General features: G+C 44.4%; 22 protein-coding genes and 1 pseudogene. 13 read left to right on the forward strand and 10 right to left on the reverse strand.

The genetic code is table 11. The features are described from left to right. Positions 1-105: 105 nt before the first annotated feature. Positions 106-1,059, forward strand: a pseudogene (locus O9X84_RS06100) (FAD-dependent oxidoreductase); the annotation flags it as partial. Positions 1,060-1,098: 39 nt separating this feature from the next. Here O9X84_RS06100 and O9X84_RS06105 read toward each other — a convergent pair. The 3 genes from O9X84_RS06105 to yaaA form a co-directional block, all read right to left on the reverse strand. Continuing rightward, positions 1,099-2,310 (reverse strand): tetratricopeptide repeat protein, encoded by a 1,212-nt coding sequence (locus O9X84_RS06105; protein WP_269518754.1) that lies wholly within the window; start codon positions 2,308-2,310, stop codon positions 1,099-1,101. A 418-nt stretch (positions 2,311-2,728) separates the two neighbouring features. Next, positions 2,729-4,561, reverse strand: a complete 1,833-nt coding sequence (locus O9X84_RS06110) for a DUF885 domain-containing protein (protein WP_269518755.1) — start codon at positions 4,559-4,561, stop codon at positions 2,729-2,731. 361 nt (positions 4,562-4,922) lie between these two features. Continuing rightward, positions 4,923-5,699 carry a peroxide stress protein YaaA gene (yaaA, locus tag O9X84_RS06115; RefSeq protein WP_269518757.1) on the reverse strand — a complete coding sequence of 259 codons (777 nt, stop codon included), beginning with the start codon at positions 5,697-5,699 and terminating at the stop codon, positions 4,923-4,925. A 299-nt stretch (positions 5,700-5,998) separates the two neighbouring features. Between yaaA and tal the strand changes: the two genes are divergently transcribed. From tal to O9X84_RS06130, 3 genes are all read left to right on the forward strand, one after another. Next, positions 5,999-6,958 (forward strand): transaldolase, encoded by a 960-nt coding sequence (gene tal / locus O9X84_RS06120; RefSeq protein ID WP_269518758.1) that lies wholly within the window; start codon positions 5,999-6,001, stop codon positions 6,956-6,958. A gap of 13 nt (positions 6,959-6,971) precedes the next feature. Continuing rightward, the gene (pgi, locus tag O9X84_RS06125; RefSeq protein WP_269518760.1) at positions 6,972-8,621 is read left to right on the forward strand and encodes a glucose-6-phosphate isomerase; all 1,650 of its coding nucleotides are present in this window, start codon (positions 6,972-6,974) and stop codon (positions 8,619-8,621) included. A gap of 292 nt (positions 8,622-8,913) precedes the next feature. Then, complete coding sequence (locus O9X84_RS06130) at positions 8,914-9,090, forward strand: DUF3545 family protein (protein ID WP_012519516.1); 177 nt, start codon at positions 8,914-8,916, stop codon at positions 9,088-9,090. A gap of 61 nt (positions 9,091-9,151) precedes the next feature. Here the strand turns inward: O9X84_RS06130 and ung are convergent, their stop codons facing one another. From ung to O9X84_RS06155, 5 genes are all read right to left on the reverse strand, one after another. Further along, on the reverse strand, positions 9,152-9,811 hold the full coding sequence (gene ung, locus O9X84_RS06135) for a uracil-DNA glycosylase (protein ID WP_269518765.1): 660 nt from the start codon (positions 9,809-9,811) through the stop codon (positions 9,152-9,154). Beyond that, positions 9,808-11,094 carry a threonine synthase gene (thrC, locus tag O9X84_RS06140; protein WP_269518766.1) on the reverse strand — a complete coding sequence of 429 codons (1,287 nt, stop codon included), beginning with the start codon at positions 11,092-11,094 and terminating at the stop codon, positions 9,808-9,810. Before thrC ends, ung begins: the two co-directional genes overlap by 4 nt. 102 nt (positions 11,095-11,196) lie before the next feature. Further along, positions 11,197-12,147, reverse strand: a complete 951-nt coding sequence (gene thrB / locus O9X84_RS06145) for a homoserine kinase (protein ID WP_269518767.1) — start codon at positions 12,145-12,147, stop codon at positions 11,197-11,199. 33 nt (positions 12,148-12,180) lie between these two features. After that, on the reverse strand, positions 12,181-14,646 hold the full coding sequence (gene thrA, locus O9X84_RS06150) for a bifunctional aspartate kinase/homoserine dehydrogenase I (protein ID WP_269518768.1): 2,466 nt from the start codon (positions 14,644-14,646) through the stop codon (positions 12,181-12,183). A gap of 291 nt (positions 14,647-14,937) precedes the next feature. After that, the gene (locus O9X84_RS06155) at positions 14,938-15,816 is read right to left on the reverse strand and encodes a LysR family transcriptional regulator (RefSeq protein WP_269518770.1); all 879 of its coding nucleotides are present in this window, start codon (positions 15,814-15,816) and stop codon (positions 14,938-14,940) included. A gap of 361 nt (positions 15,817-16,177) precedes the next feature. On the opposite strand from O9X84_RS06155, the gene O9X84_RS06160 reads away from it, so the two are divergent. The 5 genes from O9X84_RS06160 (at position 16,178) to arsB (ending at position 20,394) form a co-directional block, all read left to right on the forward strand. Beyond that, positions 16,178-17,335: an S-(hydroxymethyl)glutathione dehydrogenase/class III alcohol dehydrogenase gene (locus tag O9X84_RS06160; protein ID WP_269518771.1), complete on the forward strand. Its 1,158-nt coding sequence runs from the start codon at positions 16,178-16,180 to the stop codon at positions 17,333-17,335. Positions 17,336-17,579: 244 nt separating this feature from the next. Then, on the forward strand, positions 17,580-18,260 hold the full coding sequence (locus tag O9X84_RS06165; protein WP_269518772.1) for a hypothetical protein: 681 nt from the start codon (positions 17,580-17,582) through the stop codon (positions 18,258-18,260). A 191-nt stretch (positions 18,261-18,451) separates the two neighbouring features. Next, a complete protein-coding gene (locus O9X84_RS06170; RefSeq protein ID WP_269518773.1) occupies positions 18,452-18,802 on the forward strand; it encodes a metalloregulator ArsR/SmtB family transcription factor in 351 nt (116 codons plus the stop codon). A 53-nt stretch (positions 18,803-18,855) separates the two neighbouring features. Then, the gene (locus tag O9X84_RS06175) at positions 18,856-19,338 is read left to right on the forward strand and encodes an arsenate reductase ArsC (protein WP_269518775.1); all 483 of its coding nucleotides are present in this window, start codon (positions 18,856-18,858) and stop codon (positions 19,336-19,338) included. 33 nt (positions 19,339-19,371) lie between these two features. Further along, positions 19,372-20,394 carry an ACR3 family arsenite efflux transporter gene (gene arsB, locus O9X84_RS06180; RefSeq protein WP_269518778.1) on the forward strand — a complete coding sequence of 341 codons (1,023 nt, stop codon included), beginning with the start codon at positions 19,372-19,374 and terminating at the stop codon, positions 20,392-20,394. Positions 20,395-20,491: 97 nt separating this feature from the next. Here arsB and O9X84_RS06185 read toward each other — a convergent pair whose 3' ends face one another. Further along, positions 20,492-20,887: a response regulator gene (locus tag O9X84_RS06185; protein WP_269518779.1), complete on the reverse strand. Its 396-nt coding sequence runs from the start codon at positions 20,885-20,887 to the stop codon at positions 20,492-20,494. Between the two features lie 295 nt (positions 20,888-21,182). Between O9X84_RS06185 and aceK the strand changes: the two genes are divergently transcribed. The 4 genes from aceK to O9X84_RS06205 all read left to right on the forward strand — a co-directional run bounded on the left by aceK (position 21,183) and on the right by O9X84_RS06205 (position 25,517). Continuing rightward, on the forward strand, positions 21,183-22,913 hold the full coding sequence (gene aceK / locus O9X84_RS06190) for a bifunctional isocitrate dehydrogenase kinase/phosphatase (RefSeq protein WP_269518780.1): 1,731 nt from the start codon (positions 21,183-21,185) through the stop codon (positions 22,911-22,913). A 199-nt stretch (positions 22,914-23,112) separates the two neighbouring features. After that, entirely contained in the window at positions 23,113-23,793 is a 681-nt protein-coding gene (locus O9X84_RS06195; protein ID WP_269518781.1) for a response regulator transcription factor, read from the forward strand. Beyond that, positions 23,790-25,202 (forward strand): sensor histidine kinase, encoded by a 1,413-nt coding sequence (locus tag O9X84_RS06200; RefSeq protein WP_269518782.1) that lies wholly within the window; start codon positions 23,790-23,792, stop codon positions 25,200-25,202. Before O9X84_RS06195 ends, O9X84_RS06200 begins: the two co-directional genes overlap by 4 nt. A 126-nt stretch (positions 25,203-25,328) precedes the next feature. After that, positions 25,329-25,517, forward strand: coding sequence for a DUF2986 domain-containing protein (locus tag O9X84_RS06205; RefSeq protein ID WP_269518783.1), 189 nt, complete (start codon positions 25,329-25,331; stop codon positions 25,515-25,517). Between the two features lie 106 nt (positions 25,518-25,623). On the opposite strand, the gene O9X84_RS06210 is transcribed toward O9X84_RS06205, so the two are convergent. After that, complete coding sequence (locus O9X84_RS06210) at positions 25,624-26,178, reverse strand: DUF3833 domain-containing protein (RefSeq protein WP_032097406.1); 555 nt, start codon at positions 26,176-26,178, stop codon at positions 25,624-25,626. Positions 26,179-26,212 lie beyond the last annotated feature (34 nt).

Genomic DNA, 26,212 nt, shown 5'->3' on the forward strand with positions numbered 1-26,212 from the left:
GCAATTTGCCTAACATCAACCATGACAGACGAAGTAAACGAGTTCTAAAAAGGCAACGGTATTGATCTTGAAATAGCGGTCAAAGGGCTATCTTTTTTCATTGACAGCCCGGAGGCTCATATGTGTTATGAAACCGAACTCACTTTCTCACCAACCGCTAACAAGAAAAAACTGGCGGTTATTGGTGCAGGACCAGCAGGCCTGTCTTTTGCGATGTACGCCGCCGACCGCGGGCATGATGTACATCTATTCGACCAAGCTAATGAGATTGGTGGTCAATTTAATTACGCTAAGCAAATACCGGGAAAAGAAGAATTTTATGAGACCCTTCGTTACTTTAAACACCAATTAACGCGAGCTAATGTCACTATTCATTTAAATACTCTTGCTAACACAGAGACATTAAAGGATGGAAATTTCAATGAGGTTATCTTAGCCACCGGTATTAAACCGAGAAGCTTAACTATTGAAGGCCACGACCACCCTAAAGTATTGGGTTACCTAGACGTATTGCGGGACCATATGGAAGTGGGCAAACGCGTAGCGGTGATCGGTGCCGGAGGCATTGGATTTGATGTCGCTGAATACCTAGTTGAAGATGCAGATCTGTCTGAGAATAAAGACAAGTGGCTCAATCACTGGGGTATTGATAAAAGCTATACTGCCGGCGGCGCACTCAAGGAAAAAGAGCTCACACCCACGACGCGCGAAGTGTTTTTACTTCAGCGTAAAACCACAAAAGTAGGTAAGGGCTTAGGCAAAACAACTGGCTGGATCCTTCGTCAGTCTCTGAAACTTCACAACGTGCAAATGATTAATGGCGTATCTTACGAAAAAATTGATGACAAAGGGCTTCATGTTGTTATTAACGACAAACCAAAACTACTGGAGGTTGATAACGTGATTGTATGTGCCGGCCAAGAACCGTTCACACCATTAAAAGCCCCTCTTGAAGAAGCTGGATTTACGGTACACATCATAGGTGGCGCCGACGTAGCAGCAGAACTTGATGCTAAAAGAGCCATTCGTCAGGGCGCCGAATTGGCTGCGAAAATCTAAGCGTTTTTGGTCGTATAAGTAATAAAATTACTTTGCTATTTAATCGGTAAATTTATTAACACGCTGCAGGGCATCAAGCTTTGCAGCGTATAATCCTCTTTCCTTTTCACCAAAGGCGAGTTCCTTTGCTTTTTTAAGCTTAGACTCTGCACGTTCTATATCGCCAAGTAAAAAGTATGCTTTTGCTAACCCCATATAACCTTCACTCAGGTACGGCCCGGTTTTTATCGACTTGTTGAAAAGGGCAACCGCCCTTCTTGTTTCGCCTTGATTCAAGTATTTAACGCCTTGGTCGTACCATTGATAGGGATTGTTCTCTTCAACGTCCAATAGCTTACTTTCTATTTTCGCTAACGTCGCAGTATCCCCTACCTCGGATAACAGCACGGCGTAGTTCGATAAGGTGTGTATAGATTCAACGTTATTCTCAATCGCAAATTCATATATGTCTCGCGCTTTTTTATGCAGCATATTCTGACGATAAAACACCGCCAAAGCGTTAAGGGTTTCTGAATTGAGCGGGGTTTGGCGCATTGCCCTTGAGAGTAAACTGTAGACTAGCGACGAGTTATTAACTGCCATCGCCTTTGCCGCTTTGTTTTGATAATACATAGAAATAAAATCGTTAAAAGCTACGTATTCTCCTGTGTCGTTAAGCGATGACGGGAAATAATCTATAACGGTTCGGCTGCGAAAAAATACAACGCCAAGCTTTTTCTCTTCCGCCTCAGGGCCAAGCACAATGGTTTTAACATGGGCAGAGGTGGTCAAAACATGATTGTGGCGCTGGTAAATTGGCGGCGTGAACACCTTCTTATAATACACATCTAACCCAACAACGTTAGCGAGTGCAGTGGTTAATATTGCCAGCGTCAGGCAATTTCCCGACCTTTTTTCAAACGCTTCTGTTGCAGTAAATGTGTCTCCTGCGTAGCTAAAATCCGTAGCCCATTTCTCTAAAAAGTTGGATATACGAAAATTGGGGGATACGTCTTGCTGTTCGTCGCTATTGAAAAAGGATAAAAATTCCGCTTTTTGGTTGGGTGTGAGCACCAATATCTCATGGGGCTTAATAACATTGGTTTGGCTAAATTTGTCGCTTTGCCAGTTGAGTGAAGAAGACAGATTGCTAGGAACATCATCGCTACTACTCACTTGCTGTGAGGTGCTTTGACATCCAGAAAGGCTTAACGCTACACAGGCAAAGCCAATAGCGGCTAAAGACGCGAAAAATCCATTATTTTGCTTCATAGCGTTCCCCATATTTTACTTTCCAGTCCTAGCGGGCTGAATTTTAGAATAGAGGAAGTGAGATCAAAAAACCAGCTTTCACGAGGGCGTGTTGATTTTTGCTGTACGAGTTTTGGGCTAAATGGAAGCATTTTAATCGCGAAACAGTCCTGTAGGCCTAGTGGGCTAAGTCAAAGGGCCCAAGTAAAAAAGCGGGGCCAAAGAGTAAAATGCTTCCATGACGCCCCCTTCGGGCAGCGCCTGTGAGCTATTTATCCTGCGTTGAATGGTTTCGATTTAGCCCGCTAGACCTTCAACCGTTCGCCTTGTCTAAATAGCTCACAGACCGCTGCAAAAATGTACAGCAAAGATCAACACGCCCTATATAGCAAAAGCTGGAGATAGCAAAGGCTGGCTTTGTGCGTGCTTTTTTAAGGGGCTAGCTTTTTTGACTGGCTATCCAGCGGTCTATTTTTTGTTCAAGAATAGCCAGCGGAATGCCACCTGTGTTTAATACCTGCGCATGGAATTCTCGAATATCAAAATTCTTGCCAAGGGCCTGTTCAGCTCGTGCGCGCAATTCTTGTATTTTTAATGCGCCAACCTTGTAAGATAAGGCTTGTGAAGGAATAGCAATATAACGCTCAACCTCTGCCACTACCTCAGTGCGCGTCATGCCAGAGTTATCAAGCATAAAGTCGATGGCTTTTTCTCTGCTCCAGCCCTTCGCGTGAATACCAGTATCAACCACCAAGCGCATGGCTCTTAACTGCTCATCTTGCAATGTGCCGTAACGGTTCCACGGATCATCGAAAAAGCCCATTTCGTATCCTAGCGTTTCAGAGTATAGCGCCCATCCCTCGCCGAAAGCGGGTAAAAAGCTAAAGCGCATAAACGACGGCAGTGAGTCATTTTCTTGAGCAAGACTTATTTGGAAGTGATGGCCCGGTGCTCCCTCGTGAAGATATAGCGTCACGTTCCCGGTAGTTAAACGGCTAGGTAAATCATAGGCGTTAAAGAAAAACGTTCCTGGACGTGACCCATCTGGCGTCCCCGGTTGATAAGAACCACCGGCGCTAAATTGCTCAATAGCCGGATCGTAAGGCTTTATCTCTAGCTCTGACTTTGGCAATAATGAGAAATACTCACCAATTTTCTTGTCTACCTCTTTGCCAATACGATAGTAACTTTGGGTCAGTGCTTCACGACTTTCAGGCTTAAACTGCGGGTCTGTGCGCACGAAATCAAACAGCTCGTTTAACGTGCCGTCAAATTCAACTTCGTCTTTTATTGCTAGCATGTCGTTTTTAACGCGCTTAACTTCTCTAAGACCAAGTTCATGCAGTTCCTCAGGAGTCAAAGGTAGCGTAGTCGAGCCTTCTACCATAAGCTCATAAAGCTTTGCTCCGCCTTTCATGTCGCTCAAACCGATGGTTTCACGAGCAACAGGTAAGTACTCAGTTTGAAGAAAGTCGCGCATACGTGTGGTTGCATCGTAAATGTCTTGCGTAGCCTTTTCATATTCACTCGTTAAGCGAGACTTTTCTTCATCAGAAAATGAATCTGGAAGCATCGTCATAGGCCCCCAAAACTGCGATTTTTTAAGCGGTATTGCTAGCTGCGTATCAAACTGCTTAATAACGCGGTCTATGGTAAGCGTAGTTTCTAACACGCCAGATTCCATTCCCTCTCGAAAACGCCCTATAGCTCGGTCTGAAATGGCAATATAGTCTTTGTGGCGTGATAAGTTGTTCTCGTAGTCTTCAACGGTTTTAAAAGGAGCTGCGCCCTTACCGCTTGCAAATGATGGATAAAATGTATGGAACCCACTGAAGTGATTAACAGGACGTACTTCGGTTAAGGCGCTTATCTCAGGAGAGGACATCTCAAGTGCGCGCTCTTGATTGTACTTAAAAACGTCATAAGCCAATTTATCAGTATCATCTAGCTTGCTTCTATCAATCTGCGCAAGTTCCGATAAATTGAGCTGTGTATTGGTACGGCTTGCTAAATCATGAGCATCAGTTAAAAAATCGCCCAAGCGATCTGCACGTCGCATATCACCGCGGAATATGGCCATTACGGGGTTCAGCGCTAAATTACGCTCATCGGATGCTGCAAAAAGCGCAAAGAGTTTTTCATGCTCATTCTGAGCTTCTTGCATAACGGTTGGCTCTTTTAAAGCGTCATTATGAGAATTTGCGATAGCAACTGATGTCCCTAGCGCCAGCGCTACTGCACTGCTAATCAACAGCATCTTTTTGATAATCATACTCTTTCCTTTGTCGTTTTATTTTTAATTAGGTTTTGCCGAGAACAGTGCATCTGGCCCCTGCCTCCGCAAACTACAAACTCAATTGATTAAAGCCTACTTTAGGTCTTATCAACGCAAAGTGCTATTTATGTGTTCATATCAATTGTTACGCAATATAGACGAACGGTGTTGTTTAAGAAGAAAGCTGGCTTGAAAGACTAGGTATCTGTACGAAAGAGAGTTTGTTGGTAGAGGTATCAGTATAAAAATAATCGGATGTACGCAGACAGTAAGACCGACACGCGATCTGGCGTGCCGGCTAAGTATTAAGTCTTCTGGTTTAGCTTCAAGGTTACGCTTCTTGTTTACTCTTCTTGAGTTACGCTTCTTGGTTGCGCAAGAAGACAAGCTCAGTTGACGAGCTTTGCTCTTCGCTAAACTGGTAACCATCAGTATCAAAGACTTTTAATCCCTCTACGTCATCCACTTTGTTCTCAATAATATAACGGGCCATGAGGCCTCGCGCTTTTTTAGCAAAAAAGCTAATGATCTTATATTGGCCATTTTTGCAGTCTTTAAACGTAGGGGTAATCACCATGCCGTCTAATTCTTTTTTCTTTACTGCTTTGAAATATTCATTGGACGCCAAATTAATAAGAACATTGTCACCTTGAGCACTGAGGGCTTCATTAAGTACTTTCGTAATGCGGTCGCCCCAAAACGCATATAAGTCCTTACCTTCAGAGTTGGCGAGTTTTGTCCCCATTTCCAGTCGATATGCCTGCATTAAATCGAGGGGACGCAGCAGTCCGTAAAGCCCTGATAATATTCTCAAATGATCTTGCGCAAACGCTACCGATTCATCACTGAGGGTATATGCATCAAGCCCGGTGTAAACGTCGCCGTTAAACGCATACATGGCCTGACGGGCATTGTTTTTATCAAAAGGAGTAGAAAATTCAGCGAAACGATTGGCGTTTAAGGTTGCTAACTTATCGCTAATTTTCATTAGTGACGATAAGTCTGCTGGCGACAAGGTACGACATACATCCATAAGACGCTTTGTATCGTCCATCATGGTTGGCTGAGTAAACGTACTCACTGGAATTTCAGTTTCGAAATCAAGATTCTTTGCTGGGGAAACTACCACTAACATGTCAACTCCTTAGGTTTCTACAGACTAGCTCTTATAAACTTGAGTATATCACCACCTGATTGTGAAAAAATAATACCCCGCAACAAACATGCAAATTGGCTTAACAGAGAAATCCGATTAGGTGTAAATTAGCTTCTGTAAGCTATAATTTGTCACATGATTTTGGTATAACTATGTTCCATAAGAATTTCATTAACGTAATCAAACGTTAATTCACTACTCGCAGAAAAATGAACCCTTTTATTCAGCTTGTCTTCCTGACAAATTGAACAAATTTTGAATGACTAATAGAGAGAATTATGAGCAATCAGCTAGCATCGTTACGTGATATCACTACCGTTGTTGCCGACACCGGTGACATTGACGCTATAAAAAAATACCAGCCTGTCGACGCTACTACTAATCCGTCTTTATTGTTAAAAGCGGCTGGCTTACCACAGTATGCAAGCTTGATTGACGACGCCGTAGCCTGGGCTAAATTGCAGTCTAACGATGCCGACCAGCAGCTTATTGATGCGTCAGACAAACTCGCGGTCGCTATTGGTAAAGAAATTTCAGGCACTATTCCTGGTCGCATTTCTACCGAAGTGGATGCTCGATTATCTTTCGACACTGCGGCCACTATCGAAAAAGCAGAACGCCTAGTTCAGCTTTATAAAGACGCGGGTATCGATAAGTCACGCATTCTTATTAAAATTGCATCGACTTGGGAAGGCATTCAAGCGGCTGAGGTTTTAGAAAAACAAGGTATTCAGTGCAACCTTACTTTGTTATTTAGTTTCGCACAGGCAAGAGCATGTGCTGAGGCTGGCGCTTATCTCATATCTCCTTTTGTGGGTCGTATTCTAGATTGGTACAAGAAATCTACGGGCAAAGAGTCTTACGCTGCCAGTGAAGACCCAGGGGTAGTATCAGTAACAAGCATTTATAACTATTACAAAGATCACGGTTACAAGACTGTCGTTATGGGCGCAAGCTTCCGCAACATCGGTGAAATTCAAGCCCTTGCTGGCTGCGATCGCCTAACCATTAGCCCAGCGTTACTAGAAGAGCTAGCTAACGAGCCTGGTGGGTTGGAAGTTATGCTAAAAGACAATGGCGCTACACAAACGCCTGGTCCGCGCTTAACTGAAAGCGAATTCCGTTGGGACATGAACCAAGACGCAATGGCAACAGAAAAATTATCTGAAGGTATCCGTAACTTTGCTGCAGACCAAGATAAGCTTGAGACTCTGCTGCGCGAAAAACTGAATGCGTAAGGACCAAACTACGATGAGCGTATTAACATCACTCCCCGAGTGGAAAAAGTTAAGTAAGATAGCCGAGACGGTTAAAAGCGCACACATGCGAGACTGGTTTGCGTCTGACAGTGAACGCGCAGACAAAATGACGCTAAACGCATGCGGCATTTACCTAGATTATTCTAAAAACCGCGTAAACGATGATGCACTTTCATCACTTTTTGAGTTAGCCCGTGCATGTAATTTAGAAACAATTCGAACAAGCATGTTCGAAGGTGAACACATTAATACCACCGAAGGCCGTGCTGTGTTGCATACAGCACTGCGCAACTTCTCTGATCGCCCAGTAATGGTTGACGGTGAAGATGTCATGCCTGAAGTGCATGCAACACTTAAAAAAATGAAAGCCTTCACCGAGTCGGTTCACAGCGGCGAGCACAAAGGTTACACCGGCAAGCCCGTTAAACATATTGTTGCCATTGGTATCGGCGGCTCGTTCTTAGGCCCTAAGATCATGACTGAGGCGCTTAAGCCTCACACTGTTGATGCCGTTAAGGTGCACTTCGTTGCTAACGTTGATGGCTGTCACATTCACGACGTGCTCTCAAGCGTTAATTTTGAAGAAACCCTTGTTGTCATGTCTTCTAAGTCATTTACGACGCAAGAAACGCTACAAAATACCCTCACGGCAAAAGAATGGTTCTTAAAATCAGGCGGCACGCAGCAAGACATAGCTAAACACTTTGTTGCGGTATCTTCAAACGTTAAAGCGGCTACCGATTTCGGAATTAGTGAGGACAACATCTTCCCAATGTGGGACTGGGTTGGCGGGCGCTATTCATTGTGGTCTGCCATTGGTCTTCCTATTTCATTGGCACTTGGGTTTGATAACTACAAAGCACTGCTTGAAGGCGCCTTTGAAATGGATACCCATTTCACCACCGCGCCTCTTGAAGAGAACATGCCGGTACTATTAGGCCTTCTTGGCGTTTGGTATCGCAATTTCTTTGATGCACAGTCTCATGTTCTTCTTCCTTACTATCATTACTTGCGTGGCCTTCCAGCCTATGTACAACAGCTGGACATGGAGAGTAATGGTAAAGAGGTGACGCAAACAGGTGAAAGCGTAGACTACCCTACAGGGCCAATTATTTGGGGAAGTGAAGGCACTAACGGTCAGCACAGTTTTCACCAGCTTATCCACCAAGGCTCTGGCATCATTCCAGCTGATTTTATGCTGCCGCTTAACGTGCCCAATCAAGATGACACTCATCATGCCATGTTGGCCTCTAACTGCTTTGGTCAAACCCAAGCACTGATGCAGGGTAAAACCTTTGAAGCATGCTATGCAGACCTTGAAGGTAAGGGCCTTGACGACGCAGAGCGCAAGCGTTTAGCTGCTCATAAAACCATGCCGGGTAATAAACCAAGCAATACTTTTTTGTTTGATAGCCTTACGCCTAAAACTCTTGGCGCGTTGGTTGCAATGTATGAACATAAGGTATTCGTTCAGGGCGTTATCTGGAACCTTAACTCATTCGACCAATGGGGCGTAGAGTTAGGGAAAGCACTTGGAAACCAAGTGCTTGCAGGCATTCAAGGCGAAGCAGACAAAGACAACTTTGACGCTTCAACGCAACAATTGATTGCCCGCTTCAGAGCAGCGAATGCACCAAAATAAGGAAAGTATGGAGTAGTAATTCACTTCACCTTGGTGCAAATAACAAACTGAACGACCGGCTAATCCCGGTCGTTTTTTTTGGCCTGCTTTTGAGTCAACATCTAAAGCTAACTGGATTTACTCGCTGATAACAGGTCTTGTTTCCCTAACTAATGTCATATAAATGCAACGCCTTGTTAATAAAAAGTAAATAAAACTATTTTATTCTGAAGGTGGCTGTGATAAAAAACGTACAGAAGGAATTTACTAAATTGCTCTGTATTAGTTGTAGTGGTGTACAAAGGAGATCCCAATGGATAAATCAGATCTATTTGCCATGTTAGACATCGAAGCAAGTCCAGCAAAAACAAAAAGCAAAAAAAGAAAGTGGAGAGAAATCGAGGCGCTACAAGATCGCTACAAGTTGGAAAAAGAACTCGCTGAGTTAGACTGTGGTTTTGAGTACGAACTCGAAACACTAGAAAGATAATGAAAAGCCGCCTGAATCATCAGGCGGCTTTTTTCTTTCTACATACCTAGCTTTTTTGTATTCAGACCTGCCATTGAATAGGCGTCTTGCCCAATTCAATAAGTAGCTGGTTTGTTTGGCTGAAAGGTTTACTACCAAAAAAGCCTCTGTGTGCTGACAGCGGAGAAGGATGCGGCGCGTGTAAAACATGATGTTTTTCACGATTAATCGTATTGCCTTTCTTTTGAGCGTGACTGCCCCACAGCAAAAAAACCACATTCGAACAATGCTGGTTTACAACCTCTATCACTTTATCGGTAAAGGTCTCCCACCCTAGCTTTGCATGGCTATGCGCTTTGCCCTGCTCAACCGTAAGTACCGTGTTTAATAACAATACCCCTTGTTCGGCCCAAGGCGACAATGTGCCGTGGTTTGGAATAGTGAACCCGTCTATATCGTCGGCCAATTCTTTATAAATATTTCTAAGAGACGGTGGAATTTTAACGCCTGGCAGAACAGAAAAGCACAGCCCGTGTGCCTGATTTGGACCGTGATAGGGATCTTGACCCAGTATAACCACACGAATGTCCTTTAACGCCGTCATGGCAAAGGCGTTGAACACATCTTCTTTTGGCGGGTAGATAACCTTACCCGCCTCCCTTTCTGCCTGAACATGCAACATTAGCTCTCGGAAATAGGGAGTTGCCTTTTCTTGTGCTAATGCCTCTGTCCACGTCATCATGGTTTTAACAGACTCATCATATGCTGCTTCAATGCCTCATACGTTGCCGGCAAATCTACGGCTAAGCTATCTTCTCCCGCCACATCAGCAAGGGGCTTAGGTAAGCTAATCGGGTTTCCTAACACGTTTTCTACCGTCTCGCGGAATTTCGCAGGGTGAGCAGTACCTAGGAAAAGGCCAATTTCGCCCTCCTCCAAATCGTGACTCACTGCGCGATAAGCAATAGCCGCATGAGGCTCACTCGTGTAGCCCTGCTGTGCTAATTGACGCATAGCAAGCTGAGTGTACTCTTCGTCAACCATCTCGCCCTTTAAGCACGCTTTGTCGATATAACCACGCTCGATAAGCGCTTCAATGCGGGGCCAATTATTTGGCTGACTTACGTCCATGGCATTGGAGATAGTCGCCACTGTTGGATTAGGATCCCATTCTCCCGTCTTCAAATAACGTGGAACGGTATCATTGAGGTTTGTCGCAGCAATAAAGCGCTTAATGGGCAGACCCATCGCTTTAGCAATCATACCTGCAGTTAAGTTACCAAAGTTACCGCTAGGTACTGAAATAACGACCTGGTCACGCTTTTCTTTTGGTAACTGGCTTATCGCCTCAAAGTAGTAGCACACTTGAGCCAATAAACGGCTGATGTTGATTGAATTAGCAGAGTTTAGGTGCAGGCCTTCGCGTACATCAGGGTCGTCAAATGCCGATTTAACCAAGGATTGGCAAGCATCAAAATCGGCTTCAATAGCAACCGTGTGAATATTGCCGCCTAACGTAGTGAATAGCTTTTCTTGTAGCTTGCTGATTTTTCCCTTTGGAAAAAGAATAACCACGTTAATATTTTCAATACCGTGGAATGCATGAGCTACGGCAGCACCAGTATCACCTGATGTTGCGGTTAAAATAGTTATCGGCTTACCTTCACTGATACGAGATAATGTTTGCGCCATAAAGCGCCCGCCGAAATCTTTAAATGCCAGCGTAGGGCCGTGGAAAAGCTCAAGTGAATAAACATTGTCATTGACTTGCTCAACCGGTGCGCCAAATGAGAAGGCCGTCTCAACGATGGCATTTAGCTCGCCTTCAGCTAATTCATCACCAATAAGGGTACGAAGTACTTCAATGCTGCGTTCAACAAAGGGCTTTTCCAATAGTCCATCAATATCGGATAAGGCTGGAATTTTCTCTGGAAAATACAGTCCCTGATTTTTGCCCAAGCCGCGTTTTACCGCTTCTGCAAAGCTTGCCGTATCTGATGAATCTTTTAAATTTACCAATTCCACTTTTATTTACCTTCTTTAATTCTTACCACGCCCATGCAGGCTTTGTGTCAGTCATCTTTGAGACTGTTTGCCCTTTTTGGGTTTAAGCTTTGCGCTATTGTATCAGGCCTTTGATACTAGCGTCCCGAGCTTTGGAATTTGACATACATGGCTAAAACCATCGTCATTTTGCACATAATTTTTATCTAAGTAAGCTGCAATTTTTTCAGCTTGAGTTTGGCTATTACATACCGCAAATACAGTAGGTCCAGACCCCGAAATTCCAAACGCTAATGCGCCTTCACGCTCACTGAATGCACGCGCTTCATCAAAACCTGGCAACAATGATTTTCTGTACGGTTCAGCAATCACATCTTTCATTACTGAGGCCGCCAGAGAGAATGCTTTTGAATGCAATGCGTGAACAAACACGCCTAGCTGACGACCGAAGGTCAGTGCAGTAGCCATGTCCACCTGCTTGGGCAATATATCTCTAGCCGCCGCCGTCGATACACTGATACCAGAATAACAAATAGCATAGTACCACTGGTCATTAAGCGGCAGCGATAACGTTACCGGCGATGGTGAGCCGGTCATTAACGTCATACCGCCAAGAAAGCACGGCGCCACATTATCGTAATGAATACTGCCGCTAATCTGCCCCTCTAACTCCCCCATCATCGTTAACAAGGTATCGTTGTCGAAAGGATTGTCAAAGAACGCATTTAAAGCGGCAAAGGCAGCCACAATTGAGCTCGCGCTTGAGCCCAATCCACTACCTATGGGCAGGTTTTTATGCAGCGTAATAGCGACAGGTGATACCGCTTTGTCGTCATTCAACATTTTTTCGCAAAAATAATGATAGCATTTTGTCACTATATTGCTGTCGGCATCACCGGGTAGTTTGTGCGCAAAAGCACCAATGGTTTCAAGTGAAAAATGCGCCGCTTCTTTAACTTCTACCTCATCACCGAGTCTTGTGCCATCCACCGGCGCAAGTGCAGCACCAAGGACATCAAAGCCCAAACTAACATTACCAATTGAGGCCGGCGCATAGGCACGTATTGCTTTCATATTCGTATTCCTGCTTATCACTTCTCTATACGCTTAGTACGCCATTTGTTTCCAAGGCATCGTTCGTAGAATATCTGCAAACACACCGGCCGCAGTTACTGTACCGCCGGCGCCGTAGCCGCGTATTACATAAGGAATAGGATTGTAATAATCGCTATTGATGGCCAATGCATTTTCGCCATCTTTCACTTGAGACAGTGGATTGCTTGGTGATACTGCTTCAATACTTACCTTGCACTTGCCATCTTCTATGCTGCCAATGTAACGCAGTACTTTGCCTTCTGATTTAGCATCTTCAACACGCGCTGCAAACGCCTCATCAAGGTCTGGTAGTTGAGTCATAAACTCATCAACCGAGCATTTTTCTGCAAAGCCTGGCGGCAAAACAGATTCAATCTCAATGTCAGACAGCTCTAACGCAAGGTCTGCTTCACGGGCCATAATTAAAAGCTTGCGTGCTACATCCATACCACTTAAGTCGTCACGGGGGTCTGGCTCAGTAAAGCCGTTTTGCTTAGCGGTTTCAGTAGCCTGAGAAAGCGTCATACCTTCGTCCAGTTTCCCAAAAACATAGGATAAACTGCCAGAAAGTATGCCCTCAAAACGATGTAGCACATCGCCAGCGCTAAATAGCTTTTGAAGGTTATCGATAACCGGTAGGCCAGCCCCTACGGTCGTTTCATAAAGGTATTGACGGTTGGTCGCTTGAGCCGTTTTTTTAAGCTTGCGGTAATATTCCATGGCTGAGGTATTCGCCTTTTTGTTTGGCGTTACCACGTGGAACCCGCTTTCCATCATGTCTACATATTGATTGGCAATAGCTTCATGACTAGTGCAATCCACAATTACTGGGTTAACTAAACTATTGTCATTCACAAACTGATCTAGGCGTTCAACACTCAATCCTTCGCGGGCAGACTCTAGTGCTGCTTTCCAATCACCGTTTAAGTCAATACCTTGGCTATTAAGTAATAACTTGCGGCTATTTGCCATACCGTATACGCGTAGCTGTATGTTGCGAGCAAGCAGCGAAGGCTGCTGTTTCGCAATTTGTGCTAACAGTTCGCTACCCACATTACCGCAGCCTACAAGGAATACATCGATAGTATGTCTGTTAGAAAAAAAGTTTTGATGAATAATCTTCACCGCCTTTTTCGCTCGCTTAGTTTCGATAACGGTAGAGATAGAGCGTTCAGATGAACCCTGCGCTATTGCTACATTATTCACTCGTGCTTGCGCTAGTGAATTAAAGAAACGAGCCGCAAGCCCCTTGGTTTGACGCATACCGTCGCCCACTAGCGTTACGATGGCAAGATCGTTGCGCACTTCAATTGGGTCAAGTAATTGATTTTGTAACTCTAGCGCAAACGCATCTTCAAGCAAGTTTAGTGCTTTATTAGCGTCTTTACTCTGTATACAAAAGCTAATGGAGTATTCAGAAGACGACTGGGTAATAAGGCTGATTGAGATATTGGCGTTCGACATAACTTCGAATACGCGACTTGCCATTCCCACCATGCCTTTAAGGCCAGGTCCCGCCACGTTAAACATAGTGACATTATCAAGCTGCGATATGCCTTTAACCGATGTCCATTTCTCGCTTTTCTCATTGCTGATAAGCGTTCCAGGAGCCGCCGGATTAAGGGTATTTCGAATAAGGCACGGTATATGATGCTGAGCAATAGGGCCTATTGTTTTTGGGTGCAGAACTTTTGCGCCGAAATAGGATAACTCCATGGCTTCTTGATAGGTGAGTTTATCAAGTAGTACTGCGCCCTCAACCTGATTCGGATCCGCATTGTAAACGCCGTCTACATCAGTCCAAATTTCGCAGCAGCTTGCGTCGATACACGCGGCTAGAATAGCCGCAGAGTAATCAGAACCATTTCGACCTAGGGTGACTTTTTGCCCTTCTTCGTTTGCGGCTACAAACCCTGGCATGATAAGAAACTCACTGCCATCAACAGGAACGTCAGTAAATCGTGCCTTACTAAGCGACACATCGGCAATGCTATCTAAGTACTCGCCATCAGCCAGAATATATTTTACGGGGTCAATAATTCGATTAGTCACGCCCTTTGCAGTAAGAATGGCACCAAAAAGCGTTACCGATATATACTCACCAATACTTAAAATGCCCGCGGCCACATTATCAGGCGCTACACCTAGCAAACTAATGCCCTGTAGATGTTTTTTCAATACTGCAAGCTGGCTGTCGATAAAAGCGATAACTCGGTTGTATTCAAACCCGTTTAATTCATCATTTAAGCTATTAGCGATACCGGTCACTGTGTCGTTTAGCTTATCAAGAAGCGGCTGAAAATCTTCGCCACCGGCTGCTTGTTCGCACAATAATGAGAGCGCATTCGTTACGCCTTTTGGGGCCGAGAGAACAACGGCAGCACCGTCGGTCTGGTGAGTATCCATGCTAATCTCTGTAACGCGTAAATATCGCGGTGCATCGGCTAGAGAAGACCCTCCAAACTTTAAGACTTTCATATGCTACTCCTTAAGGTTGCGCATGCTAAAACGTATATAAAAAAAAACCCGCTCTGTTTGAGGCGGGCTTTCGTTGTCTTTTGCTTATTCGCACTAGTCACCGACCGCCCTACTTGAGGTGGTAATTAACATGGTCATGGTGCGAATCGCTAGAATCTGTTTCATGGGTTCAATTTGCCGTATAGACGTCTATCTGTCAACCGCAGTTTTCACCACACTGTATTGCATAAAACGCAACACTCTAGACAAAACGTTTCTTTTTTGAATATAAAAAGCCGATTATGGTTATCATTAGCTGTCATCTGCAAGGTTTTCGGACAAAAAATCGACAAGAAGTCTAATTTTAGGTGCCACATTGCGGTTAGAGGGGAACACTGCCCAGATGGCTTCTTGCTTATCTTTATAATCTGGTAAGACCTCTATGAGACGCCCCTCGGTGATGGCATCTCTCACGTAAAAGCCGGGAAGCTGTGTTAACCCCAGTCCATTAAGTGCAGCAGCTTTAAGTGCATTGCCACTATTATACCGCACGCGACCATTTACATTTAGGGTGTGAACCTGTTGATTAATAAGAAAGCGCCATTGGGGCTGAGAACCTACCAGCAAACTGTGTTGCTTTAAGTCTTCAAGCGTTTCTGGCATCGATGTGCTTTTGAGGTATTCTCGACTGCCGCACACGTACAACTGGCGTGTAGCCAACTTTTTAGCAATCAGCGAGGAGTCTTCAAGTTTGCCGATACGTATTGCTAAGTCGAGTCCCTGCTCAATAATATCCAATTTCTCGTTGGAAAACGTGCACTGCACACTGATGCCGGAATAGGTAGCTAGAAATTTGTTCAATAAGGGCGCTATGAATGCTTCACCAAAAGCTACTGGCGCGGTCAACTTAATGAGCCCCTGTGGAGATTGTTGCAGCGCACTTACCGTTAGCTGTGCGTTTTCGAGCATGGTTAACGCCGGATTAGTTTGCTCAAAATAAAGCGAACCCGCCTCGGTTAGCGATACACTGCGCGTTGTTCTCTGCAGTAGCTTTACCCCAAGTCGCTTCTCTAGTGCAGCAACTTTTCGACTGATTTGTGCCACTGAAGTATCTAGCTTGTTTGCCGCGCCGGTAAAATTACCCACGTTAGCGACATTACAGAATTCAACAATACCATCTAGATTTTTCACAACTGTGCCTCATGTATCAACCTATTCAATTTTTTAAAACCATCCTTTTTAATTTACTCTTTTCAAACCATTCCTTTAAAAGCAAACGTTCTATCGAGCGTTTCCCCCTGTACTTCAATAATTCTCTTACTCAGCGACTAACTTGACCCCTCCCTCAATTTTGGCTGACTTTTGGCTCGATTTTGACCCAGCCTTGGTTGGGCAAAATAAAGTACCTAACAGCTTAAAGCCTATGACGCTTTCATTATTATTACAAATAAGAAATAGTGATTTACTAAATCTGTATTTATCAATCGTCCTGCCTCTCCTATACTCGTCTTATCAAATATCACAAACTCGAATTGTAATGACAGGAGTAAGTATGAGCTCGTTTAAAGATTCATTAAAAGCAGGTCAAACGCATATTAAATCCAAAGCAGCAGTGGCATGGGGACCTGGCGAGCCACTCAAAATGGAAGAGATAGATGTCGAGTTGCCTAAAAAAGGCGAAGTATTAGTTCGTATAAAAGCGACTGGCGTATGTCACACCGACGCATTTACCTTGTCAGGTGAAGATCCAGAAGGCGTTTTTCCATCGGTACTTGGCCATGAAGGTGGCGGTATTGTAGAGATGGTAGGCGAAGGGGTAACAAGTGTAGAAGTGGGCGACCACGTTATTCCTCTTTACACCGCAGAGTGCGGCGAATGTAAATTTTGTACTTCTGGCAAAACAAATTTATGCCAAGCAGTGCGCGCCACGCAAGGCAAAGGCTTAATGCCTGACGGCACTAGCCGCTTCTCAAAAGACGGCGAGCCAATTTATCACTACATGGGTTGCTCTACATTTTCTGAATTCACTGTTTTACCCGATATCTCTTTGGCAAAAGTCAATAAGAGTGCTCCACTTGAAGAGGTATGCCTACTTGGTTGCGGTGTTACTACCGGCATGGGCGCGGTGTTAAATACAGCAAAAGTACAAGAAGGCGACACGGTAGCTATCTTCGGGTTAGGTGGTATTGGGTTGTCAGCAATTATCGGCGCGCGTATGGCGGGTGCAAAACGCATTATTGGCATCGATATTAACGAAAGTAAATTTGAGCTTGCGAAGCAACTGGGTGCTACCGATATGGTGAATCCGAAAGATTACGACAAGCCCATTCAAGACGTTATCGTCGAGCTTACCGATGGTGGTGTAGACTACTCGTTTGAATGTATCGGTAATGTGGATGTAATGCGCTCTGCACTAGAGTGCTGCCACAAAGGTTGGGGAGAGTCGGTAATTATCGGTGTAGCTGGCGCTGGACAAGAAATTTCAACCCGACCATTTCAACTCGTTACCGGTCGAGTGTGGCGTGGTTCTGCCTTTGGTGGCGTGAAAGGTCGCTCGCAGCTGCCTGGCATCGTAGAACAATACCTTAACGGTGAGTTCGGTCTACAGGAATTTATCACACACACTATGGGACTAGACGAAATCAATGAGGCGTTTGACCTTATGCACAAAGGCGAAAGCATTCGCTCAGTTGTTCATATGGATAAGTAGATCATAGGAATAAGCAGTTCATATAGATAAATAGCTCATAAGAATATGATGCTTTTAAAATAACCGCTAAAAAAACCCCGTCTTGCTAACAAGGTGGGCTTTTTTATTGCACAACACTAGGCAAAATAACCACTGATTTTCACAATGTGTTACGAATTGAAAAAGAGATTTTAATCACGTTTTTAGCTGTTACTGCGTATTCATGCCATAGTATTGATAACGCATTAATCGTGTAGGAAAGTTTATGAACTTGGTTACAGTTAAAAAAACGATGTCTTATTTATCAGCTCCGTCTTTGCAGAGGCTACCGTTTCAAAAAGCGTCGATGTTGGCAGTGTCTTTATTTGCTTTAGCGTCCTTAGGGACTAACCCACCCGCCATGGCTACAGCTCAACAGCAGAGTGAAGAAAATCAGCAAGTTAATAGTTTAACGTCGTTGACCAACTTACAAAACAATAACGACTTCATGGTCTCCTCTGGATTACCTGCTAAAGCCCATTTAGCGCTGCTAAAAGAAGATGGCGTTGCCTATGTTGTCGACCTGATCCCAGGCGATCGCTCTCAGGAGATTATGAATACTGCTGAGTTGGGATTAAGCTACTTCAACGTTCCCGTTGAATGGGAAAAGCCGGTGCTCAGTGATTTTTTAAACTACTCTGCGTTTATGCAGCGGGTAGATAAAGGTTCTGAAAAAGTGCTTACCCACTGCAAATTAAACTGGCGCGGCGCCTCATTTACTTACCTTTACAGAGTGAACGTGCTCGGTGAGGACGAAAATATGGCCAAAAAGGACTTATTAGCCATTTGGCAACCTAATCCAACTTGGTATGCCTTTATGGAAGGCGTAATTGCTCACTACAATGCAATAAATAGAACGGATAACGCGATGTCTTTTGATGCGGCTATTCCAAAAACCGAAAGCTAATAACCGCCTTTAGCTCAGCGATAGCCAATGGCTAAGCCGCATATGCAGCTTAGCCATACCCCTGGCTTAGAGCAAAATAACCCATTCTCCCCATCCACTGCATCATCACATATGAAAATTCAAATATGTTTTGATATATACGGAATTCCATATACCATAAAAAACATATGAAATAACGTATATGAACAATTATGACAGCAACATGTGACTTCTCACCGCTTAGCTTTTTCAAATGCCTATCACAAGACAGCCGTCTTAAAACATTGCTGCTATTGAGCTTTGCAGATGAACTCTGCGTGTGTGACTTAACCGATGCACTAAAACTGAGTCAACCTAAGATATCTCGACACCTTGCCGATTTACGCAAATGTGAGCTAGTGGTTGATGAACGCAGAGGTAAGTGGGTTTATTACAGTCTTAATCCTGCCCTACCTATGTGGGCAAAAAACATCATTACCAACACCGCCCAAGAAAACGAAGAGTACATTAGCGAAGCTAAGGAAAATCTAGCGTGCTGCCAGTCAGTGGGATGCGACGCCTAATCTTACAACACGTTTAATTTCTCATTTATTTTCAACCTATTAGAAGGTTTACCATGAAAATTCTTTATATCTGTACTCATAACCGCTGTCGCAGCGTATTATGTGAAGCGATTACCAACGCCGCTTCAGGTCCTCTACAAGCACAAAGTGCAGGCAGCCAGCCCGTTGGTGAAGTTCACCCTCTATCGTTACAATATTTGGCGGAAAAGGGTTATCGCACAGAGGGTCTTAAAAGTCAGTCTTGGGATGAGTTTGAAGATTATGAAGCAGACCTTGTTATTACTGTGTGCGACTCTGCTGCCGGCGAAAGCTGCCCGGTATATTTCGGTAAGTCATTGAAAATGCACTGGGGTCTTGAAGATCCATCTAAGTTAGAAGGCAGTGACGAAGATAAAGCCTTAGCGTTCTACCACACTATCGATATCATTGAGCAGCGCGTTGCCGCACTTGCTGAACTCGCTAAGCGGTCATTATCCGACGAATCGTTTTCACGAGAGCAACTTAAAAACGCACTCGTAAAATTAGGGGCACGCTAATGATTGAGAGCGCAACACTGGAAGGAGCGTGATATGGGCTTTTTTGAACGATACCTTTCTGTATGGGTTGGGCTATGCATTGCGCTTGGCGTGGGATTTGGCTACGCCGTGCCGCAATTTTTTGAGTCAGTAGCAGCATTAGAATATGCCCATGTAAATTTAGTGGTAGCAGTGCTTATTTGGTTAATGATTTATCCAATGATGGTACAAATCGACTTTAGCTCAATCAAAGACGTGGGTAAAAAGCCCAAAGGCTTAGTATTAACGCTAGCGATTAATTGGCTAATAAAGCCCTTTAGCATGGCCCTACTTGGCTGGCTGTTTTTTAGAGTTATTTTTGCCGATATGGTAGACCCTCAAACGGCAACTGAATACATTGCAGGCATGATTTTATTGGGTGTTGCACCCTGTACGGCTATGGTTTTTGTATGGAGCCACCTCACTAAAGGCGATGCTAATTACACGCTAGTGCAAGTGTCCATCAATGACTTGATCATGGTGATTGCGTTTGCACCGCTGACTGCCCTGCTGCTTGGTGTTACTGATATTACCGTTCCGTGGAATACTCTATTACTCTCGGTGGCGTTATACGTAGTACTACCACTCATAGCAGGCTTTCTCACTCGAAAACGTATTGAAACGAAAGGGCCGGAGGCTGTTACCAAGCTGGTTAATAACTTTAAGCCATTCTCCGTTTGTGGCTTACTGCTTACCATCATAATATTGTTTGGCCTGCAGGCAAAAACCATACTATCTCAGCCTCAGAATATCGCGCTTATTGCCGTACCTCTGCTTATCCAAACGTATGGCATTTTTGCTATTGCTTATTTTGTCGCGAAGCAAATCAACCTTCCGCACAACGTCGCCGCTCCGGCGTGTATGATTGGGACGTCGAACTTTTTTGAACTGGCAGTAGCAGTGGCCATCTCAATGTTTGGTTTACACAGTGGTGCTGCGTTGGCTACGGTGGTAGGCGTGTTGGTAGAGGTTCCCGTGATGCTGTCACTAGTCTGGTTTGCAAATAAAACGCGGCATTGGTTTGATAACCCATCGTAAATAGTCAATGTTAGCGGGCGCTCACACTAGGGCGCGTTGATCTTTGCTGTACATTTTAGCAGCGGTCTGTGAGGCGGCGTAGCCAAATCCTCAAAAGCTAGCCAGCTAGGGCTTCTTCTTCACCGGTGGTAACGAAGCCAAACTCCCTTAGCACTGACTGTAGACGCGCGGGCTGCAGTGGTTTTTGAACAAAATCAAGAGCGCCTAACGAAGCGACTTTTCTGTGTATCACTGGCTGAATATCGCCTGACACAACAATAACGAAAGTCTCCAGACCCCTTCGCTTAATTTCCCCTAAAACACTTATTCCACCAAGTATAGGCATGGTCAGATCGAGTAACATCAAATCGATAGAGTGATGGGCCAATACCTCAAGGGCATCTACGCCGTTTGACACCTCGTAAGCATTTTCAACAAAACCAGCAGGCAGACTTTTTTTCATTATCTTACGCGCCAACGGTGAATCATCGCAAATTAGGACATTGAAACTCATGGATAACTCTATACTGCTTTTTTTGAACCACTAAATTTATCCTAAACTAAAGTATAAGAAAACAAAATAAGTCGCTGATTATCGACAACTTACCGTTGAAACAAGTGGCATCCGTGTATCATCTGCATTATTTTGGCAATAAACATGCGATGTATTTCGCGCCTCAACCTGTTGTCTGCGTTCTATTGCCAACGTTGACCTCAAACAGATAGCGTGCTGTAAGTGCACATCATTTGAGAAGTTCGAAGACGTCGAAATAGGCAAGTAATGCTTGTTATTTCTAAGGAACCTAGTAATGCAAAATACCCTATCGCCCCAAGAAACAAGCTTGGCCAAAAAGGCTGCCTATTTGGTGTTATCTCATTTCGACAAAAGCTACCGGTGGTTCACTCGAATTACTCGAGGTGCGCAACAGCGGTTTGAAAAAGGCAACTGGAAAGAAACCCAATTAGCATCGAGAGAGCGCATCAATATATATGAACAAAGTTTATCTGATGCCGTTGCTGAGATTTATCACTTAACGTCGGTGCACAAAAAAGATGATGCGTTTTGGCAAGAGTTAAAGAAAATATTTGCCGTTCAGTTGGAAGGGCACCCTCAATTTGAACTTGCTGAGACCTTCTTCAATTCGGTAATTGGCCGCATATTCAAACATCGAAAAATTGATGATGACATGATGTATGTGCTCCCTAGCCGCTGCTTTTTGCCCGGCCAGGATAGAGACAAAGTGATCAATAGTTTCGACACCACCACCACCGTGAGAGAGATGTACGAAGCTATTTTTAAAACCTACCGATACAATATCCCCTTTCAAGATTTCGAGCGAGACCTGCAGCACCTAGAAGACGCGCTTCGCGCTCGCCTCACTACTTCGCAACTCGCCAGTGTGCAGGCTGTAGAAATACTTAAACCTACGTTTTTTAGAGGAAAAGCGGCATATTTAATCGGCAGGATTTGTATGCCGGACGAAACCCTGCCCTTTGTCATTGCTATGCGTCGTTACAACGCGCCAAATATGTTTGTAGATGCATTACTTACAGACAGGAAAGATTTAAGCGTTATCTTCGGCTTTGCGCGCAGTTATTTTATGGCCGACACACAAAATCCAGCAGAAGTTGTCGCTTTTCTACAAGAACTGCTGCCGAATAAAAAGAACTTTGAATTGTACATGGCGCTAGGCCATTACAAACACGGTAAAACCGTATTTTATCGCAATTTCCTTTCTCATTTAGAAACCTCAGAAGACCACTTTGAAGCGGCGCCTGGGATACGCGGTTTAGTCATGATGGTGTTTCACCTTCCCTCTTATGGGGTTGTGTTCAAAATTATAAAAGATGAATTTGCAGAGAGTAAAAAAATCACTCGCCAGCACGTGAAAGACTGCTACAAACTCGTGAAGATGTCGGACCGTGTTGGCAGAATGGCCGATACCCATGAATACGTGAACTTTCGATTTCCACTTGACCGGATAGCACCAGAATTGATTGAAGAGCTCAAAGAGACGTGTGCTTCCAGTTTGGAATTTACTGAGAATGAACTCGTTATAAAGCATATGTACATTGAGCGTAAGATGACGCCGCTCAATCTATATCTTCAGCAAGAAACCGATGATGACAAAATAACGAACGCACTAGATGAACTTGGAATGTGTATAAAACAAATTGCAATGGCCAATATTTTCCCAGGCGATATGCTGCATAAAAATTTTGGGATCACTCGCCACGGTCGGGTCATATTTTATGACTACGACGAAATTTGTTTGATGAATGAGCGAAACTTCCGCGCCTTACCTAAATCTGACGATCCCTATGCAATTGACACCCTTTCAGTGGGGCCAAGCGACGTCTTTCCGGAGCAGTTTGAACATTTCATTGTGGGCAAACGCAAATTTAAAGATATCTTAAAAAGCCTTCATGGCGACCTAATGACCCAAGAATACTGGCGCGATGTGCAGATGAAGTGTGAGCGTGGCGATGTACAACACTTCACTCCCTACGCAGCGAGTAAGCGTTTTCCCCGCGATTAATGCATACAGTCGCACACAGTTATGCATTAACGGGTCATAATCCGGTAACACAGACTTTGCAAAACTGGCTTAACTTGGCGGATTATTTATCACTCACCTGGGGGAAAAGTGATCGCTTTTTATCTACTGACACGTAAAAGACACCGTAAGCCAATAGCGGCCTTACGTATCGTTTTAACCTAAAAGTAGAAGTGTAATCATGAAAGTGTTACTTGTAGAAGATGATCCAAAGGTAGCCTCGCACATCGTAAATGGACTGTTGGGCGAAGGCCATGAATGTATTACTGCGGGTGACGGAGCATCAGGCTATAGGGAAGCAACATCAAATGAACTCGATGTTGTGATACTCGACGTAATGCTTCCGGAATACGACGGCTTCACAGTGTTAGAAAAACTGAGAGAAGCTGACAATAACACCCCAGTTTTGTTACTTAGCGCAAAAAGTCAGGTGGAGGATAAAGTACGCGGCCTTCGCACTGGCGCAAACGACTATTTGACCAAACCCTTTGCTTTCGAGGAGTTGCTTGCCCGTATTGAGGGACTAGCAGGTCGCGGCAAAGAAGGCGATGACAAAACGCTCATCAAAGTTGGCGATTTAACCCTCGACCTCGTTAACCGCAAAGTATTGTGCGGCGATCAAGAAATAGATTTACAGTCCAAAGAGTTTCAATTACTCGAGTGCTTGCTTCGTCACAAAGGCAAAGTAGTGACTCGAAGTATGTTGCTCGAGCAGGTATGGAATTATCACTTTGACCCTCAGACCAACGTGATCGACGTGCATATCAGCCGCTTGCGTCAAAAGGTGGACAAAGCATTCAATGTTCCACTGATTGAAACAGTAAGGGGTACGGGGTACCGTATCGCCGATAGCGCTACATGATTGCAATTCGCGACTTCACGAGAAGTTCTAGCTTTCGTGTTGGCGCGCTGCTTACCACACTAGCCAGCGTAGCAATTATTCTCATTGTTTATTTCTGGCGGTTAACAAGCAGTGATCTTTTCATAACAGAATCTACAGCGGCAATTAACGCAAAAATTGCCGCCCTTTCTCAGATACACCGTTCTTTAGGTATTGATGCTGTAAAAGAAGCCATCGACAGTGGAGAGTTTTCTCGCTCCACAATGGCGAACAACTCAGCTTCCTTGTCCAACGAATCTAGCAGGTCGGTTCGCTCTTTTGTGGTATTAAGTCAAAAAGAACAGTTTGTCACCGGAAACCTTGCCAGTATTCCCCTTATCTTAGAGCGTCACGAGCACGCAAACTTTAACACGGCCGAAATTGTTATTTCGCTGCCGGATAGCGGCGAACGCAAAACCCTTCGACAAGCATTAGTTCGGGAAGTGAGCTTAGGCGAACACACGTTAATTGTAGGTCGTGGAATTGACGACTTATATAGCGCCCAATGGTTTGGCAGAGCGTTTAGCTGGATTATAGTGGTGCTGCTTTCAATGTTGAGCGTACTCAGCTTTGCCATTGCAGTTTATGTGGTAAATCGTATTAATCGAATGTCCCAAACCGCAGATAAAATAATAAAAACGGGAAGTTTAGAAGAACGTCTAGAAATAGATAGTAACTGGGATGATTTAAGCAGCTTGTCAGCGGTATTCAATCAAATGTTAGATACCATAGAAAGCTCAGTGAACAATATCAAGACGGTAACTGACAGTATTGCACACGATCTTCGTACCCCTTTAGCACGATTACGCAATACATTAGAGCAAATAGACGACGAAAAACTGCGTGATGAAACAACCCACGAAGCAGATAACCTGCTCAATATGTTCAATAGTTTGCTTAGAATAAGCGGGCTAGAAACCACCAACAAAAAAGAAGGGTTTTGCGAAACCGATGTTCTTGCAATCGTTGAAGATGTTGTAGACCTTTACCACCCGCTAGCGGAAGATAGGAATATAACGCTTACAAGCTCCTTGCAGCCAATCACAATGATTGCAGACCCCAATTTGCTGTTTCAAGCTGTAGCGAACGTGCTTGATAATGCCTTAAAGTACTCTCCCGATGGAAGCCGTGTGGTAGTGCAATTAACGTCGACGAAAACTCACCACGTCATATCCATCAACGACGCAGGAATGGGCGTAGGGGAGCATGAGCTGGAAAGCTTAGAACGTCGTTTTTATCGAGCAGATGGCAGCAGAACAAGTAAAGGCAACGGCTTGGGGCTGTCTCTTGTCTCTGCCATTGTTAAGCTACACGAAGGCCGAGTGTGGTTTGTACACGACCCGCTCATGAATGGAACGGGCTTGGGCGTGGTGCTTAGCTTCAAGCGCTAGGCGGTTAGACTACTCATATACGGCTTTCGCCCTCAATTAACCGTGACTGGCCACATGCGTCTGGCACGAGTGCTTATCAACACGATATAATGTGCAAATTCAGTTGTCAGTTCGAGGGAATTGGTTTTGAACCGTCGCAAAAAAATCATCAAGAAACTCCAGAAAAAAGACAAAAAGGCGAACGCTAAACTTCATAAAAGTAGTAAGCCAGTTTATGTTTCTAAAGCTGAGAGGGAAAAGTTAGCTGAGCAGGCCGTTGGCGATCAAATAATCAGCGAACAGCCAGATATCACTGAAAAGGGGACAGTTGAGTAGCGTTAATTTTCAAAAAGAGTTAGACGCTACTCCCCTTCGCTTGAATGTTTTTCAAGTGCTATTACAATAAGTCAATGCAATGTGTACCACGAGCATGACGCTGCAATTACTCTTGCTTTTGCATAAATATAGTCACTTCTGCCATAACAATCCCGAACTTGCGGATATAAGAGCGATTCATCATGGTTGTCTCGTCAAACGCCCAAAACCAATCGTCAAAGGTCACAGAATAACTGGTATCGTCTACGGGTAAATCCATCTGGTAATGGAAGTTGAAAGCATTACCGTAAGAGGTGCCTGCAGCAGGGCCGTCTATGTCGCCAGCGTTTCCAACGAAGGTGCCGTCGCTTTGTTTAACAATTTTCCACGTGCGGGACATTGGGCCTTCACCAACACCATAATCGAAGCTTTCATCGAGTGTTAACGTGTTACCGTCAATAGAACCATCAATATCCACTTTAAAACGCTGCACAACTTCTCCGGAGCGATTTTGAACGATGCCCCACGCTTTCACATCACCATCAAAAAACTGCTCGATGTTAAATGCTGGTTGTACAGAGGTATAGTCTTTACCTTCCACCGACACCGAACAACCACTGAGTGTTACTGCGCTTATTCCCAACCCTGCTAGTGCATACGCAGCGCGTTTTAATGATTTCATAATTATCCTGTTTTCTACTCTAATGCTAAAATTC

The sequence above is a fragment of the Alteromonas sp. BMJM2 genome (genome assembly GCF_027257845.1).
GTDB lineage: Bacteria > Pseudomonadota > Gammaproteobacteria > Enterobacterales > Alteromonadaceae > Alteromonas.

Bases quoted from the DNA above. Each gene is read 5' to 3' on its own strand.
- O9X84_RS06105 (WP_269518754.1), bottom strand. From the start codon at position 2,310: ATGAAGCAAAATAATGGATTTTTCGCGTCTTTAGCCGCTATTGGCTTT.
- O9X84_RS06110 (WP_269518755.1), bottom strand. From the start codon at position 4,561: ATGATTATCAAAAAGATGCTGTTGATTAGCAGTGCAGTAGCGCTGGCG.
- yaaA (WP_269518757.1), bottom strand. From the start codon at position 5,699: ATGTTAGTGGTAGTTTCCCCAGCAAAGAATCTTGATTTCGAAACTGAA.
- tal (WP_269518758.1), top strand. From the start codon at position 5,999: ATGAGCAATCAGCTAGCATCGTTACGTGATATCACTACCGTTGTTGCC.
- pgi (WP_269518760.1), top strand. From the start codon at position 6,972: ATGAGCGTATTAACATCACTCCCCGAGTGGAAAAAGTTAAGTAAGATA.
- O9X84_RS06130 (WP_012519516.1), top strand. From the start codon at position 8,914: ATGGATAAATCAGATCTATTTGCCATGTTAGACATCGAAGCAAGTCCA.
- ung (WP_269518765.1), bottom strand. From the start codon at position 9,811: ATGATGACGTGGACAGAGGCATTAGCACAAGAAAAGGCAACTCCCTAT.
- thrB (WP_269518767.1), bottom strand. From the start codon at position 12,147: ATGAAAGCAATACGTGCCTATGCGCCGGCCTCAATTGGTAATGTTAGT.
- thrA (WP_269518768.1), bottom strand. From the start codon at position 14,646: ATGAAAGTCTTAAAGTTTGGAGGGTCTTCTCTAGCCGATGCACCGCGA.
- O9X84_RS06160 (WP_269518771.1), top strand. From the start codon at position 16,178: ATGAGCTCGTTTAAAGATTCATTAAAAGCAGGTCAAACGCATATTAAA.
- O9X84_RS06165 (WP_269518772.1), top strand. From the start codon at position 17,580: ATGAACTTGGTTACAGTTAAAAAAACGATGTCTTATTTATCAGCTCCG.
- O9X84_RS06170 (WP_269518773.1), top strand. From the start codon at position 18,452: ATGACAGCAACATGTGACTTCTCACCGCTTAGCTTTTTCAAATGCCTA.
- O9X84_RS06175 (WP_269518775.1), top strand. From the start codon at position 18,856: ATGAAAATTCTTTATATCTGTACTCATAACCGCTGTCGCAGCGTATTA.
- arsB (WP_269518778.1), top strand. From the start codon at position 19,372: ATGGGCTTTTTTGAACGATACCTTTCTGTATGGGTTGGGCTATGCATT.
- O9X84_RS06185 (WP_269518779.1), bottom strand. From the start codon at position 20,887: ATGAGTTTCAATGTCCTAATTTGCGATGATTCACCGTTGGCGCGTAAG.
- aceK (WP_269518780.1), top strand. From the start codon at position 21,183: ATGCAAAATACCCTATCGCCCCAAGAAACAAGCTTGGCCAAAAAGGCT.
- O9X84_RS06195 (WP_269518781.1), top strand. From the start codon at position 23,113: ATGAAAGTGTTACTTGTAGAAGATGATCCAAAGGTAGCCTCGCACATC.
- O9X84_RS06200 (WP_269518782.1), top strand. From the start codon at position 23,790: ATGATTGCAATTCGCGACTTCACGAGAAGTTCTAGCTTTCGTGTTGGC.
- O9X84_RS06210 (WP_032097406.1), bottom strand. From the start codon at position 26,178: ATGAAATCATTAAAACGCGCTGCGTATGCACTAGCAGGGTTGGGAATA.